Annotated in this window: 18 protein-coding genes and 2 tRNA genes; 11 read left to right on the top strand and 9 right to left on the bottom strand. The window is 70.7% G+C overall.

Features of this window, described 5'->3' with window-relative positions:
- The first annotated feature begins 27 nt into the window (after window positions 1-27).
- From VGN18_RS09030 to VGN18_RS09020, 3 genes are read left to right on the top strand one after another with little or no spacing between them, the layout of a single operon-like run.
- Entirely contained in the window at window positions 28-2,316 is a 2,289-nt protein-coding gene (locus VGN18_RS09030; protein ID WP_327539344.1) for a xanthine dehydrogenase family protein molybdopterin-binding subunit, read from the top strand.
- Complete coding sequence (locus tag VGN18_RS09025; RefSeq protein ID WP_327539343.1) at window positions 2,316-2,783, top strand: (2Fe-2S)-binding protein; 468 nt, start codon at window positions 2,316-2,318, stop codon at window positions 2,781-2,783. The genes VGN18_RS09030 and VGN18_RS09025 overlap by 1 nt, the downstream gene beginning before the upstream one ends.
- The gene (locus tag VGN18_RS09020; RefSeq protein WP_327539342.1) at window positions 2,780-3,598 is read left to right on the top strand and encodes a xanthine dehydrogenase family protein subunit M; all 819 of its coding nucleotides are present in this window, start codon (window positions 2,780-2,782) and stop codon (window positions 3,596-3,598) included. Before VGN18_RS09025 ends, VGN18_RS09020 begins: the two co-directional genes overlap by 4 nt.
- Here VGN18_RS09020 and VGN18_RS09015 read toward each other — a convergent pair.
- Genes VGN18_RS09015 through VGN18_RS09005 form a run of 3 tightly spaced genes read right to left on the bottom strand, consistent with a single transcriptional unit; the run spans window position 3,595 to window position 5,059 of the window.
- Complete coding sequence (locus VGN18_RS09015) at window positions 3,595-4,020, bottom strand: GNAT family N-acetyltransferase (RefSeq protein ID WP_327539341.1); 426 nt, start codon at window positions 4,018-4,020, stop codon at window positions 3,595-3,597. The two genes, VGN18_RS09020 and VGN18_RS09015, sit on opposite strands and share 4 nt — an antisense overlap.
- Window positions 4,021-4,069: 49 nt before the next feature.
- Complete coding sequence (locus VGN18_RS09010) at window positions 4,070-4,642, bottom strand: DinB family protein (RefSeq protein ID WP_327539340.1); 573 nt, start codon at window positions 4,640-4,642, stop codon at window positions 4,070-4,072.
- A gap of 57 nt (window positions 4,643-4,699) precedes the next feature.
- Window positions 4,700-5,059: a hypothetical protein gene (locus VGN18_RS09005; protein ID WP_327539339.1), complete on the bottom strand. Its 360-nt coding sequence runs from the start codon at window positions 5,057-5,059 to the stop codon at window positions 4,700-4,702.
- Between the two features lie 74 nt (window positions 5,060-5,133).
- Between VGN18_RS09005 and VGN18_RS09000 the strand changes: the two genes are divergently transcribed.
- From VGN18_RS09000 to VGN18_RS08980, 5 genes are all read left to right on the top strand, one after another.
- Complete coding sequence (locus VGN18_RS09000) at window positions 5,134-6,012, top strand: alpha/beta hydrolase (RefSeq protein ID WP_327539338.1); 879 nt, start codon at window positions 5,134-5,136, stop codon at window positions 6,010-6,012.
- 78 nt (window positions 6,013-6,090) lie between these two features.
- Entirely contained in the window at window positions 6,091-7,242 is a 1,152-nt protein-coding gene (locus VGN18_RS08995) for an acyl-CoA dehydrogenase family protein (RefSeq protein WP_327539337.1), read from the top strand.
- A gap of 199 nt (window positions 7,243-7,441) precedes the next feature.
- Window positions 7,442-7,666 (top strand): hypothetical protein, encoded by a 225-nt coding sequence (locus VGN18_RS08990; protein ID WP_327539336.1) that lies wholly within the window; start codon window positions 7,442-7,444, stop codon window positions 7,664-7,666.
- A 96-nt stretch (window positions 7,667-7,762) separates the two neighbouring features.
- Window positions 7,763-7,834 (top strand) — tRNA-Gln (locus tag VGN18_RS08985).
- 23 nt (window positions 7,835-7,857) lie between these two features.
- Window positions 7,858-7,930, top strand: a tRNA-Glu gene (locus VGN18_RS08980).
- Between the two features lie 285 nt (window positions 7,931-8,215).
- Here VGN18_RS08980 and VGN18_RS08975 read toward each other — a convergent pair.
- The 3 genes from VGN18_RS08975 to VGN18_RS08965 form a co-directional block, all read right to left on the bottom strand.
- Window positions 8,216-8,779 carry a hemerythrin domain-containing protein gene (locus VGN18_RS08975; protein WP_327539335.1) on the bottom strand — a complete coding sequence of 188 codons (564 nt, stop codon included), beginning with the start codon at window positions 8,777-8,779 and terminating at the stop codon, window positions 8,216-8,218.
- Between the two features lie 163 nt (window positions 8,780-8,942).
- Window positions 8,943-9,095 (bottom strand): hypothetical protein, encoded by a 153-nt coding sequence (locus VGN18_RS08970; RefSeq protein ID WP_327539334.1) that lies wholly within the window; start codon window positions 9,093-9,095, stop codon window positions 8,943-8,945.
- Window positions 9,096-9,355: 260 nt separating this feature from the next.
- Window positions 9,356-9,685 carry a DUF6221 family protein gene (locus VGN18_RS08965; protein ID WP_327539333.1) on the bottom strand — a complete coding sequence of 110 codons (330 nt, stop codon included), beginning with the start codon at window positions 9,683-9,685 and terminating at the stop codon, window positions 9,356-9,358.
- 237 nt (window positions 9,686-9,922) lie between these two features.
- On the opposite strand from VGN18_RS08965, the gene VGN18_RS08960 reads away from it, so the two are divergent.
- Window positions 9,923-10,312: a hypothetical protein gene (locus VGN18_RS08960; RefSeq protein WP_327539332.1), complete on the top strand. Its 390-nt coding sequence runs from the start codon at window positions 9,923-9,925 to the stop codon at window positions 10,310-10,312.
- A gap of 79 nt (window positions 10,313-10,391) precedes the next feature.
- Here VGN18_RS08960 and VGN18_RS08955 read toward each other — a convergent pair whose 3' ends face one another.
- The 3 genes from VGN18_RS08955 to VGN18_RS08945 are packed head-to-tail and all read right to left on the bottom strand — an operon-like array spanning window position 10,392 to window position 12,693.
- Window positions 10,392-10,838 carry an SRPBCC family protein gene (locus VGN18_RS08955; protein ID WP_327539331.1) on the bottom strand — a complete coding sequence of 149 codons (447 nt, stop codon included), beginning with the start codon at window positions 10,836-10,838 and terminating at the stop codon, window positions 10,392-10,394.
- A complete protein-coding gene (locus VGN18_RS08950; protein WP_327539330.1) occupies window positions 10,835-12,454 on the bottom strand; it encodes an NAD(P)/FAD-dependent oxidoreductase in 1,620 nt (539 codons plus the stop codon). The genes VGN18_RS08955 and VGN18_RS08950 overlap by 4 nt, the downstream gene beginning before the upstream one ends.
- An 11-nt stretch (window positions 12,455-12,465) precedes the next feature.
- Window positions 12,466-12,693 carry a hypothetical protein gene (locus VGN18_RS08945; protein ID WP_327539329.1) on the bottom strand — a complete coding sequence of 76 codons (228 nt, stop codon included), beginning with the start codon at window positions 12,691-12,693 and terminating at the stop codon, window positions 12,466-12,468.
- Window positions 12,694-12,823: 130 nt separating this feature from the next.
- On the opposite strand from VGN18_RS08945, the gene VGN18_RS08940 reads away from it, so the two are divergent.
- Entirely contained in the window at window positions 12,824-13,177 is a 354-nt protein-coding gene (locus tag VGN18_RS08940; RefSeq protein ID WP_327539328.1) for a hypothetical protein, read from the top strand.
- A 40-nt stretch (window positions 13,178-13,217) separates the two neighbouring features.
- Window positions 13,218-13,676 (top strand): SRPBCC family protein, encoded by a 459-nt coding sequence (locus VGN18_RS08935; RefSeq protein WP_327539327.1) that lies wholly within the window; start codon window positions 13,218-13,220, stop codon window positions 13,674-13,676.
- Window positions 13,677-13,860: the final 184 nt, after the last annotated feature.

Below are 13,860 nucleotides of genomic sequence, written 5' to 3'. Positions count from 1 at the left end.
AGGTCGCGACGAAGGGGAGCACGGTCGATGAGCATTCTCGGTACCCGAGTAGTCCGTACTGAGGATCCGGGGTTCCTGACCCGCGGCGCGACCTACACCGAGGACGTCGTCGACGACCGCCTGGCGGGCGCGCTGCACGTGACGTTCGTCCGCTCGCCGATCGCCCACGCGAAGATCAGCTCGATCGACACCGCGGCGGCCGCGAGTGCGCCCGGCGTCGTCGCCGTCTTCACCGCGGCCGACCTCGCTGACGACGCCCCGGCCCAGAAGCCCCAGTTCCCGATGTTCCCGGCGGCGATGGCCCAACCGCTGCTCGCGATCGGCACGGTGCGCTACGTGGGCGAGGCCGTGGCCGTCGTGATCACCGAGGAGAAGTACCAGGGCGAGGACGCCGCCGAACAGGTCGAGGTCGACTACGACCCGCTGCCCGCGGTCGTCGACCCGCGCGAGGCGCTCCGGGACGAGACGCTGCTGTTCCCCGACGCGGGCACCAACGTGGCGTTCACCGTCCCGGTAGAATCGAGTGACACCTTCTTCGACGGCTGCGCGGTCGTGGTCGAGCACGAGATCGTCAACCAGCGGGTGGCCGTCGCGCCGCTCGAGGTGCGCGCCGGCGCGGCCGTGTGGATCGACGGCCGGCTGACCATGTGGTGCCCCAACCAGGGGGCGCAGGGGTCGAAGGCCGGCCTCGCCCGCGCGCTCGGGCTCGAGCCCGACCTCGTCCGCATCATCACGCCCGACGTCGGGGGCGCGTTCGGCGCGAAGTTCGGCGTCGACCCCGAGCACTCGGTGGTGGCGCTGGCCGCCCGCAAGGTGGGCCGGCCCGTGCGCTGGGTCGAGACCCGCTCGGAGAACATGCTGGCGATGACCCACGGTCGGGGTCAGGTGCAGACGGTGTCGATCGGCGGCAACCGCGACGGCCGGGTCGCGGCGTACCGGCTCGGCGTGCTCCAGGAGGCCGGAGCGTACGCCCGCATCGGCACGCTGCTGCCGTCCCTGACCGCGTTGATGGCACCCGGCGTCTACGACATCGAGCGCATCGAGGTCAGCGCCCGCAGCGTCGTCACGAACACCACGCCGATGGGCGCCTACCGCGGCGCCGGGCGGCCCGAGGCCACCGCGGCGATCGAGCGGGCCATGGACCTGTTCGCAGCCGAGCTGGGACTCGACCCGGCCGAGGTGCGGCGGGTGAACCTGCGCCCGCCGTTCACCGAGCCGCTCACCACGGTCACCGGCGCCAAGTACGACAGCGGCGCGTACGAGGAGGCGCTCGACCGCGCGCTCGCCGCCGCCGGCTACGCCGATCTGCGGGCCGAGCAGGCGAAGCGACGCGAGAGCGGCGACCCGGTGCAGCTCGGCATCGGTGTCTGCACCTACGTCGAGATCACCGGCGGCGGCGACGAGTCGGGGCCGCCGAACGAGAACGCGACCGTCGAGGTGCACCCCGACGGATCGGCCACCATCCTCACCGGTACGTCGCCGCACGGGCAGGGCCACCAGACGGTGTGGGCGATGCTCGCGAGCGAGGAGCTCGGTATCCCGATGGACCGGATCACGGTCAAGTGGGGCGACACCGACCTCGTGCCGAAGGGCGGCGGCACCGGCGGGTCGCGCAGCCTGCAGCAGGGCGGCGCGGCGGTGCAGCAGGCGTCGCAGGAGCTCGTCGAGCTCGCCAAGGAACGCGCGGCGGCGGTGCTGGAGGTCGACCCGGGCGACCTCGTGCTCGACACCGAGCGGGCCGGTCTCGTCGTGGCCGGCGTGCCCGACACCGGCATCAGCTTCGCCCAGCTCGCCGAGCGGGAACCGCTGCTGGTGCAGTCGGTCTTCAGCGCGCCCGGCGCCACCTACCCGTTCGGCGCCCACGTGGCGGTGGCCGAGGTCGATGTCGAGTCGGGCAAGGCGGTGCTCACCCGCCTGGTCGCGGTCGACGACGCCGGCACGGTGCTCAATCCGCTGCTCGCCGAGGGACAGCGGCACGGCGGGCTGGCGCAGGGCGCGGCGCAGGCCCTGCTCGAAGAGGTCCTCTACGACGAGGACGGCAACCCCACCACGGCGACGCTCGCCGACTACGGCTTCCTGTCGGCCACCGAGGTGCCGAGCTTCGAACTCGTCGACATGGCGACGCCGACGTCGTACAACCCGCTCGGGGCGAAGGGCATCGGCGAGGCCGGCACCATCGGCGCCACCCCGGCCGTGCAGAGCGCGGTGATCGATGCCGTCGCCCATCTCGGCGTGCGACACATCGACATGCCCACCACCCCGCACCGGGTGTGGAAGGCGATCCAGACCGCTGCCGCCCGAGGAGCCGAAAACTGATGCGCGTCACCCTGAACGTCAACGGCCAACCCCGTGAGGACGACGTCGAGCCGCGGCTGCTGCTCGCGCACTACCTGCGCGACACCGTGGGGCTCAAGGCCACCAACATCGGCTGCGACACCACCTCGTGCGGCGCCTGCACCGTGCACGTCGACGGTGAGTCGGTGAAGTCGTGCACCGTGCTGACAGTGCAGGCCGAGGGGGCCGATGTCGTCACGCTCGAGGGCCTGTCCGACGGCGTCGAGGGGAAGATGCACCCGGTGCAGGAGGCGTTCCGCGCCGAGCACGGCCTGCAGTGCGGGTTCTGCACCCCGGGCATGGTGATGGCCGCGGCGGCACTGATCCGCGACAACCCGAAACCGACCGAGACCGAGGTGCGTGAGGGGCTCGAGGGCAACCTGTGCCGCTGCACCGGTTACCACAACATCGTGCGCGCCGTGCTGGCCGCGGCGGAGGCCTCCGCGTGATCCCCGCCGCGTTCGACTACGTCCGCGCGACCGACGCCGACAGCGCCGTCGCCGCGCTCGCCGAGCACGGCGACGACGCCAAGCTGCTGGCCGGCGGCCACTCGCTGCTGCCGATGATGAAGCTGCGCCTCGCCGTCCCGTCCGTCCTCGTCGACATCGGCGGCCTGCGCGATCTCTCCTACACGCGGGTCGAGGGCGACGAGGTCGCGATCGGCGCGCTCACGCGGCACGAGACGCTGGCCCGCTCGGCGGAGCTGCGCCGAGAGGCGCCGCTGCTGCCGCATGTGGCCCGGCTCGTCGGCGATCGGCAGGTGCGCCACCGCGGCACGATCGGCGGCTCCCTGGTGCACTCCGACCCCGCTGCCGACCTGCCGACCGCCGTGCGCGCGCTCGACGCCGTGCTGGTCGTGCAGGGGCCCGACGGTCGGCGTCGCATCGACGCCGCCGACTTCTTCACGAGCTACTTCGAGACGGCCCTGCAGCCCGACGAGATGCTGGTCGAGATCCGCATCCCGCGCGGTGACGGCGCCGGCTGGGCCTACGAGAAGTTCGTGCGCCGGGCCAACGACTGGGCCATCGTCGCGGTTGCCGTCGCGGGCAACCGGGTGGCGCTCGCGAACATGGGCAGCGTGCCGCTGCGGGCCGGCGCCACCGAGGAGGCGCTCGCCTCCGGAGCGTCCGTCGCCGAGGCCGCCGACCTGGCCGCCGAGGGCACCGAACCGGTCGCCGACATGCACGCCGACGCCGAGTACCGCCGGCACCTGGCCCGGTTGCTCACCCGGCGGGCGCTCACCACCGCCGCGGGGATCGCCTAGCGGTTGGCGTCGTTGTCGAGCCACTTCCCGACGACCCGGCTCAGGAACTCCGGCTGGGGTCGGAAGCCGAGGCGCGCGTAGAACTCCTGCGCGTCATCGGTCTGCAGCCCGATGTGCTGGCCGGGAACCTGCGCCGCCAGGTGCTCGACCATCGCTCTCCCGGCGCCGCGGCGCCGGACGTCGGAGCGGGTCCACACATCGATCAGGTAGGCGTTGCACACCCCGTCGGACAGCAGGCGCGCCATGCCGACGAGCTCGCCGTCCGACCAGGCGAACGCGACGTGCTGCGACTGCTCGAACGAGCGCCGAAGGGCCGCCGCCGAGCGCCCGTTGTCGAAGTCGTCGGCCACCAGGTCGGCCTTCGCGCGATCCCAATCGACGCGGTCGATCGAGCTGTCAACCCGCAGGTCGTCGGACGCCATCCGCCCATCCTGCTGCCCCAGCCACCCGCAGTCACCCGGTTTCCGCGGTTCAGCTGCCGGTACTGCCGTCGATGCCCTCGCGGAGGAGGTCGAGGTGCCCGCAGTGCTGGGCGTACTCGGTGATCATCCGGAGCACCAGCCAGCGGAGATCGACGTCTTCCTGCCAGTCCAACGGCCGCGCGGTGTCGTCCAGGTGGTGGGCGGCGTAGATCTCGCGGGACATCGCGCACTCCGCTCGCCACGTCTCGAGGTCGTCGCCGAAATCGGCGTCCGCGGGCGGGTCGAAGTCGAGGTCGGGGTTGTCCGCGGTGAAGAACAGGAACGGCACGTCACGGCGCTCGAAGTTCTGCTGGAACCACCAGCGCTCGACGCCGGCGAGGTGTCGGACGAGGCCGTGCAGCGACATCGTCGACGGCGGCATCGACCGCGTCCTGGCCTGGTCGGCGGACACGCCGCGGCACTTCATCGCGACCGTCGCGCGGTAGTACTCCAGGTAGGCCGCGAGCGCCTCGCGCTCACCCGCCACGCGCGGGATCCGCGGCCGGTCGTCGTCGGCCCAGCCGGGTGCGAAGTCGCCGTCGGTCAGGCCCGACTCCGGTCGAGCTGAGTTCTCTGCAGTCATCGGGCCCTGCCTTTCGATCCTGGCCGTTCTTTATTCGCCCGAACGCCCAACGATTGCTCAGATATCGATGCCGAAGGTCGCGAGTTCGCCCAACGGCACGCTGATCTGCACGAGCGCGCCCGCCGTCACCTCGACCGCCGACAGCACGACGTGGTTCGGACGGGTGCGCAGGTCGAGCGGTTCGCCGACGCGCAGCCGCAACGAGACCTTGCTGCCGTGGTTGAGGGCGATGACCTCGCCCGAGGCGTGCCGGTCGATCGCGCTGTCCCGGAAACGCCAGCGCGACGACTCGCCCGCGACAGCACCTTCGACGACCCGCACGCCGCAGCCGAACGCGTCCGGATGCCGACGCTGCAACAGCCACGAGGAGATCCAGCTTCCGGGGGACGGTCGGCGTGAGTTGGACGGAAGGACCACGGTGCCATCGTAGGTCGACATCACGGTTCGATTGCTTCTGTTCGATGCGCCGTACTCCCGGGTATGGATAGGGGATGCATCACGCGCGTCCGAGCGCTGCCCAGGCGGGCATCGACGGCATCCACTACACGGTCACCGGCGCCGGGCCGCAGACGATCGTCCTGCTGCACGGCTTCTCCGACAATCTGACGACGTGGGACCGCGTCGTTCCGCGGCTGGCCGTGAGTCACCGGGTGATCGCCATCGACCTGCCGGGCTTCGGTCGATCGACCCGCCCCTGGCACCGTCCGCTGCTGCCGGGGTACGTCGACGTCGTGCGGCGGGTGCTCAGCGCCGAGGGCGTGAACCATCCCGTCACGTTGATGGGCAACTCGATGGGTGCGGTCGTGTCGACGCTGTTCGCGGCCCGGCATCCGCACCGCACCGATCGGGTCGTGCTCATCGACATGCCGGGGCTGCACTCGGTGCCGCGCGTGTGGCGGTTCGCGATGTCGCGCCCGGCCGAGCTGGGCCTGAAGGCGGCGCTGCGCTTCGTCCCCGACCGGGCGGCCCAGGTGGGTCTGGGATGGGCCTACAGCCGCATCGCCGCCGCCGATCCGCGCAAGCTGGATCCGGCCGCGCGGCTCGGCTTCTCGACGCCCTACGCCGCCCCTGCAAGCGTCACCGCGTTGCTGCCCATCGGTCGCGAGTTGCTCGCCGAGCTGCGCACCGCGCGGCTCGGTACACGCGTCGGTGAGCTGGCGGCGCCGGCCTTGCTGGTGTTCGGCTCGCGCGACGTGCTGACCCCGGCCCGGGTGATGCGCCGCATCGGCCGGCCCGGGGGAGCGGTGGTACTGCCCGGCTGCGGCCACTGCCCGCAGATCGACCAGCCCGACGCCCTGTTGTCGCAGGTGGTCCCGTTCCTGCACGATCGGCGCGAGTCGGACACCGGGGAGCACGCTGCGACCGCGTGAGTAGCCCGCGTCACACCGCGGCGCCCGGGTTGTCGAGACATACTGTCCCGGTAACCCGACTGAGAGGCTCTCCGACCCATGTGCGCTGCCCCCCGCCCGTCCTGGAGTGACGACGACATCGAGGCGTTCCGCGACCTCGCCCATTCCTTCCTGGCCAAGGAGTGCGCGCCGCACGAGGAGCGCTGGGGCGAGCAGCAGCACATCGACCGGGAGATCTGGAACAAGGCGGGCGCGCTCGGCCTGCTGTGCCCCTCGATCCCGACCGAGTACGGCGGCGGCGGCGGCACGTTCGCGCACGAGGCGGTGCTGATGGAGGAGCAGACCCGCACCATGGCGCCCAGCCTCGGCACCTCCGTCCACAGCACGATCGTGGCCCACTACGTGTACGGCTACGGCACGGAGGAGCAGAAGCAGAAGTGGCTGCCCCGCCTCGCCAGCGGCGAGCTCGTCGGCGCCATCGCCATGACCGAGCCCGGCACCGGGTCGGACCTGCAGAGCATCAAGACCAAGGCGATCCGCACCGGCGACGAGTACGTCATCGACGGCTCGAAGACCTTCATCACCAACGGTTACCTGGCCAACTTCATCATCGTGGTCGCCAAGACCGACCCCGAGAACGCGGCCAAGGGCATCTCGCTGGTCGTCGTCGAGACCGATGACCTCGACGGGTTCAGCCGCGGGCGCGTGCTGAAGAAGATCGGGCAGCACGGGCAGGACACGGCCGAGCTCTTCTTCGACGGCGTGCGGGTTCCGGCGTCCAACCTGATCGGGACGGAGGAGGGGCAGGGCTTCATCCAGCTCATGCAGCAGCTGCCGCAGGAGCGCCTGGCCATCGCGGTCGCGGCCGTCGCGGCGATCGAGGAATCCCTGGCCCACACGGTGAAGTACACGAAGGACCGGCACGCGTTCGGCAAGCCCGTCTTCAACTTCCAGAACACCAAGTTCAAGCTGGCCGAAGTGGCCACCACGGCCAAGATCGCGCGCGTCTTCCTCGACGACTGCATCGTGAAGCACATCAACGGCGAGCTCGACATCCCGACCGCGTCCATGGCGAAGTGGTGGACGACGCAGATGCAGTGCGATGTCGCCGACGAATGCCTGCAGCTGTTCGGGGGCTACGGATACATGCAGGAGTACCCGATCTCGAAGATGTACACCGACTCGCGCATCCAGAAGATCTACGGCGGCACCAACGAGATCATGAAGGAGATCATCTCGCGATTCCTCTGACGGTGCGCCCGAACTGCACGGCGATGGTGCATTCGCATCGAATGTTGGTCGAACCTCACGGCTCGGCCGGTGCGGCCGATGAAAGCGGGTAGGAGATCTGTGCCGCATTCGTTCGACGAGAGCGTTTCGCCAGGACATCTGCGGCATTGATCCGGGTGCGCGGCAACGGGCCGCGCACCGGAGCACCGTGGAGGTCGTCATGACCGCTATGCAGAGCGCGGCCTACTCGGCTCCGTGCCCGAGTTGTGCCGGGGACGCCGACTGGCACTCGAGTGCCACCTCGACCGGCGATCTTGCCCGCACGACCGTCACCTTCCGCATCGACTGCGCGGTCTGCGGTGATCTGCCGGCCGAGATCGTGCCGCCGGTGCACCCGGCGCCGGCGCCGCTGGCCCGCAACATCTGGCTCGGCCGCACCGCTTGACGCGCCCGGGCACCCCCCCGCGTTTTGTTCCTGCTCCACGGCGTCGGGTAGAGTCTGACGCTGGCCCTGGCGATGAAAATCGGACAGGTCATCCCATGGGGTATGGGGTAATTGGCAGCCCAACTGATTCTGGTTCAGTTAGTCTAGGTTCGAGTCCTGGTACCCCAGCGCAGGACAAGTGAAGTTTCTGGGGCCCCGTCGTCTAGTGGCCCAGGACGCCGCCCTCTCAAGGCGGTAGCGCCGGTTCGAATCCGGTCGGGGCTACAAGTCACACCCTCCGATCGTCGGAGGGTGTTTCTGCTTCTCGGGGGCATCGGCGGCATCGCTCGATCGCCCGCCGCCGCGGGGCGCCTTCGGCGCGGCCACCGACCGTCGCCGCGGACGATAGGCACCCGGGAGTCGCGTGTCCGCTTCCAGCAGGGCCCCGCGATCACGCGGCACGGGCCGGCTCCTCGCCCGTGTACCCGAGATCGGCGGCGATGTCGCGGAGCTCGCGACGTCGCCGACGAGCCGGCGTGTATCGGCGACCTCGGAGTCAGGTGACCGGCGTCAGGTCGGACGCCGGGACAGGACGTCGCGCAGCTTGTCGATCATCCCGACGCCCGGCCCGACGGTCTTGTGGAAGAGCGCGGCGTTCGGTGCCGACGGGTGGGGTCGGGTCGGCGCGATCTGCTCGGCCAGCTCGACCTGCTTGCCCAGCCGCTGCAACTCCTCGGCCGGCAGGTGCTGACGCAGTTCGGGGAACTGGGTCTTCTCCTCCTCGCTCGCGTGGTGGCGCAACTGCCGCTCGACGTCGCTCACCAATTCAGCGAAGCCTGGCTCCGACGCGTCGGCGCCCTCCAACTGCTTGAGCGTCGCCTCGAGTTCCTTGTGCTCCTGCACGTCGTGCTCCACCTTGCTCTCGCCGTCCGGCAGGTGCTTGCGGATCGCGGGGTACACGTGCATCTCCTCGGCGACCGAATGGCGAACGATCTCCGCGATCACGATGTCGGCGATCGCTCGCTTCTCCGCCGGGTCGCTGGTGGTGGGAATCTCGGCGATGAGGTTGAGGACGCTGTGGTGGTCCTCGGTCAGGACGTCGACGACGTCCCGGGTGGTGGTGTCATCCGTCACGGCTGTGCCTTCCGGTTCCGGTCGCGCTTCCCCTTTGTTCGACGAGCGCAACCGTGAACGAGCTACCCAGATCGCGGCTCGCCTCACCTCGGTGTGTCGGATCCCGCGGGCCCCGCGAGAGTCCGTACTCGCTCGGCACCTGATCGCCCGGCATCGACTCGGGTCAGAACTCGACGATCTCCCAGAGGGCATGGGCCAGACGCTGCTGCTCGAACGTCGGGAGAGTCGCAACGTCGTGCAGCCAGGCGTCGATCTCGAGGTGGTCGCAGGACCCGCCGATGGACAGGTAGTGGACGAACAGGCGGTCGGTACTCACCCCGCGACGCTCCATCACGGCGGTCATGGCCTGCGGCCGACCGGGCGTCGCGGCGTTCCAACGGCCCACACTTCGGGCCATCACGCACCCACTTCCAGGCAAGTCGGACCCGTGCTCGAGCCCCGGCCCATTCGAACACCGACGATGGGAGACGGCAAGGACCGCACGTCCCGGGCGGGAGGCAAGCCCGCCGAGCGGGTTCCTAGGGCCCGGTGGTTCAGCGCGTCGCCTGCGTCGGCATGATCCCCTGCGCGATCGTGCTACTCGCCTGACGCCCGATTCCGTGCCTTGCGCCCCATGCGCCACTCGTCCCGGAACGCGGGGTGGTCGGCGTAGGAGGTGGCCAGCGACCGCAGGATCTCGATCGCCTGGGTGCGCACGTCGTGCTGCTGGGGCATGTCGTGCAGGATGAGCAGCCGCTGCGCCGTGCCGAGGATCTGGCGCTTGGCCAGTACGTCGGCCCGAAACCGCTCGGCCACCTTCGGCGGGAGGCGATCGGTGTGTCGCCGGAGGGATTCGTCGTCGTCGTCGAGCCGTGCGATGACGAAGCGGACGAGAGCGGTGGAGACGTCGTCGGCGATCGTGGTCAAGACGGTGGTCCTCGCAGGTGGGCAGGGCCGTCTTGTCGGCCCTGTCGAGGTCTACCCGCCAAGGGGGCAAGTGACACAACTCGGCGCAACCGGGCGTGATCGAGCCCGAGCGCCGGGAAAGCTGCCCCCATGACCAGCCCGCAAGAAGCCGCTGTTCCACCCCCGACCGATCCGCCGGCGGACCGTATCGACGGACTGCTCGCGCGGTTCGGCTCCGCCCGGCACGATCGTGCCGCCGTGCACGCGCGCCCCGACGGCCTCGACGACGACACCGTCGCCGCCCTCGGGCGTCTCGGCGCGGCGCTCGAAGCCGCCGAGGACGCCCGAGGTCATCTCTATGCCTTCCATCGCCTCTCGGGGCATGCCGATCTCGGCCTGCAGGAGGCGCTCGGCGACCTCAGGGAGGCCGGGCACCCGCAGCTCGCCGACCGCATCGCCGAGGTCCTCGTCGGGCGCGACGTCGTCCGCGGCATGTGGACGTTCCAGATCGTCGAGGACTACGACGCGAACTACCTGTCGGTGTTCCGGGCGGCCGAGGCAGCCGCCCGGGCGGAGTTCGACGCGCCGCCCCACCTGTACGAGGCCGAGATGAAGCAACGCGAGCAGTCGGGCCCGGACGACTCGTGACGGGTCTCCGGCACTGGTTCCTGACCCTGACCGGCAGCACCGACACGTCCGGGACCTGATACGGACGAGTCCGACCGGCTCACTCGCTCGGCTCGGTGCGACGCTCGCACAGCGCGGCCAGCCGGGCGAGCGACTCGGTGTTGCGCCGGTGCAGCAGGGCCTCCGCCAGCGGGTTGTGCAGCCACTTGCCCGGGCCCGCGATCGGCTCCTCGCGCAGCGTGAGGCGGCACCCGGAACCCTCGTCGTCGAGTTCCATGTCGATCACTGCGGAGCCGAGGGGTCCGCCGTGCGCCTCGAGCACGAGCCGTCGCCCGGGTTCGACCGAGCGCACCTCGGTCTCGTCGCGGGTCATGAGCGGCCAGGCGCCGGCGGAGTGGAACAGTTTGGCGCCCTGGGCCGGCCAGTCGGCGGACACCGCTCGCATGTGCGACGTGCCGACCACCCAGTTGGTGTACTTCCAGCCGTCGGACAGCACGGCGAAGACGGTCTCGCGCTCGGTGTCGATGTGAATCGTGTTCTCGCTCATGTCGGCTTCCTCAGCTGTCGGTGTGGTGTGGAGTCGGGGTCGGCGTAGATCCGGCCCAGAAGGGTGTCGATCGCGGCCCGCTTGAGCCGTCCGGTGAGTCGTGCCCGCGCGAGGGCGGCCGCCGCGGCATTGGCGCCGGGCGCGCCGTGCACGCCACCTCCCGGATGGGCCGAGGCGCTGGCCAGGTACACGCCGTCGATCGGTGTCTCGGCCCGCGCCAGCCCGGGGACGGGTCTGAAGATCAACTGCTGGTGGATGCTCGCGGTGCCCCCGCCCACGGCGCCGCCGACGAGGTTCGCGTCGGAGTCCTGCAGCGCGCTTGGTCCCAGTACTCGACGGGCCGAGACGCTCGCGCCGAAACCGGGCGCGTGCCGCTCGATCAGGCCCTCGACGCGCCCGACGTGTTCGTCGACGAGGTCCTGGGTCCAGTCGATGCCCTCGGGGAGATGCGTGTAGCCCCACGCGGATTCGGTGCCGGCCGGCGAGCGGGTGGGGTCGGCGGTCGTCATCTGGCCGAGGAGGACGAACGGCCGCTCGGGCACGGTGCGCGTGGCGAGGTCCCCGGCGAAGCGGGTCAGGCCGTCCAGATCGACGCCGAGATGCACGGTGCCCGCGCCCCGGGCCTCGCTCGCGGTCCACCCCAGGGGCCGGTCCAGCGCCCAGTCGATCTTCAGCGTGGGGCTGTCCCACTGGAAGCGGTCGATGTCCTCGAGCAGACGCCGCGGCAGGTGCTGCGCCGCGATGAGGCTTCCGTAGAGGAACGGGGCGGACACGTCGGCGAGGACGGTGTCGGCCGCCAGGCGTTCGCCGTCGTCCAGCACGACCGCCCGCACCCGGCCGTCGTGCACGTCGAGGCGGGCTGCCGTTGCGCCGGTGCGGATCGAACCACCCGCGGCCACCAGGCGGCTCGCCAGGGCTTCGGTGATGCGCCCCGACCCGCCCTCGGGCACGGGGAAGCCGACGCTCTGCCCCAGCATGACGAGCAACCAACCGTAGACAGCGCTGGTGGCGGCCTCGGGCGCTAGATCGGTGTGCAGCGCGTTGCCCGCGAGCAGTATCGGCGCGCCCTCGCCGCGGAAGAGCTCGTCGCCCGCCCGCCGCACCGACTGCACCGCGAACCGGGCGAAGCGCACCAGTTCGGCGGTGCCGAGGGCGCGGGCCAGTCTGAGGCCGGCGCGCACCGGGGGAAAGGGCCGGAGCAGCGCGTCGAGCAGCGGTTCGCGCAGGTCCTCGAACTGCCGGTGCAGCCCGCGCCACACGTCCCCGTCGCCCGCGGCGAAACCGTCCAGCGAGGCCGCGGTCGTGTCGAGATCGCGCGACAGGACGGCGCAGCGGTCGTCGGGGAATACGTGCGCCAGCACGCTGGGAGCGTGCGTCCAGTTCAGGCCGTGCGACCCCAGATCCAGTTCGGCCAGGACGGGCGACGCCACGCCGAACGGATAGAACGCGCTGTACCAGTCGGTGACGAAATCGGGGTGGACGGATCGGTCGGAGAACGCCGCGCCGCCGACGCGCGCCTGGCTCTCCAGCACGAGCACGTCCCACCCGGCGTCGGCCAGCAGGTTGGCGCCGACCAGACCGTTGTGGCCGGCGCCGATGATCACGGCGGTAGGCATCGTGCCGCCGCTCAATAACGCGCTTCGTAGGCGGTCGGGGCGACCGGCGTTCGTCCGATCACGTCGGTGCGGCGACGGATGCTCACAGGGGCGAGTTCGGCGAGCAGGCCCACGATGCCGACGACCATGAGGATGGCGCCGGCCGGGTTGACGTCGAAGCCGTGCGTGTCGCGCACGGCGACGGCGAATTCGAGGATCGCTCCGAGGGCGATCAGGGTGAGGGCGGTTCCGAGACGCATCGACAACCCTTTCGTGAGGTGCACGCGTTCGCGCTGACCGGGGGACGTCATGAGGCTCCCCATCGGTACGCGAGCAGTAATCCGTGTCGCGGTCGCGATAGTCATGCGGTTCCGCGGGTACGGCGTTGCTATGACGCTGGAACGAAATCTGACTCGCGCGACCCGCCGGGCCGAGCGCGCACTGATCCTGCGACCGCTGCACCTGCTCGACCGTGTGGTCGTCCCGGTGCTCGGCTCCGACTCGGTCCCGCACCGCGTCATCGTGCGCAGCGCGCGCAGGATCGACGCCGTGGTGAGCCGCTTCGCCCCGCGCCCACCGTCGCGTCCGACCCTCGACCGCACGCGCGTCCAGGACCGGGCCGAGGCCTACCTGGACGCCCAGGGGGACGAGGTGTTCACCGGCGAGCTCGCCGACGAGGAGATCCGCCGCGTGCAGGCCGAGGTGCGCGCCAAGCAGGCCCTCGAGGACGAGCAGGCCCGATAGCCACGACCGACAGAGCACGACCGACAACCGAGAGGAAAACATGACTTCTGTGACGCAGTCCGTCGACGTCGAGGCCCCGATCTCGACCGTTTACAACCAGTGGACCCAGCTCGAGTCCTTCCCGCACTTCATGGGCGGGGTGGAGTCGATCACCCAGGTCGACGACACCCACTCCCACTGGGTGACCGAGATCGGCGGCCAGCACCGCGAGTTCGACACCAAGATCACCGAGCAGCATCCGGACGAGCGGATCGCCTGGACGAGCACCGACGGCACGACCCACGCCGGCGTGGTCACGTTCCATCGCCTGAGCGAGAGCACGACCCGGGTGACGGCCCAGATCGACTGGGAGCCCGAAGGCGTCGTCGAGAAGGCCGGTTCCGCGCTGGGCTTCGACGATCGACAGGTCAAGTCGGACCTCGACCGCTTCAAGGGGTTCATCGAGAGCCGGGGCAGCGAGACCGGATCGTGGCGCGGCGACGTGCCGGCCGGTTCCTGACCAACCCATCCACGAGAGCGGGCCCGGGTGACCGGGCCCGCTTTCGTGTTCACAGCCGGGTGTTGCCGTTGAGATGACTCGTCCCGATCCCGGCGCGGGCGCTGCGCCGCGCCTCGTCCAGGCCGAAGCCGGAGTCGCCGTGCGAACCGCAGAGGATCGAGGTCACCGTCGCCGAGGTCTCGAT

This window comes from Jatrophihabitans sp. (assembly GCF_036000465.1).
Classification (GTDB): Bacteria; Actinomycetota; Actinomycetes; order Mycobacteriales; family Jatrophihabitantaceae; genus Jatrophihabitans.
This window is presented reverse-complemented; position numbering and strand designations above follow the sequence as displayed.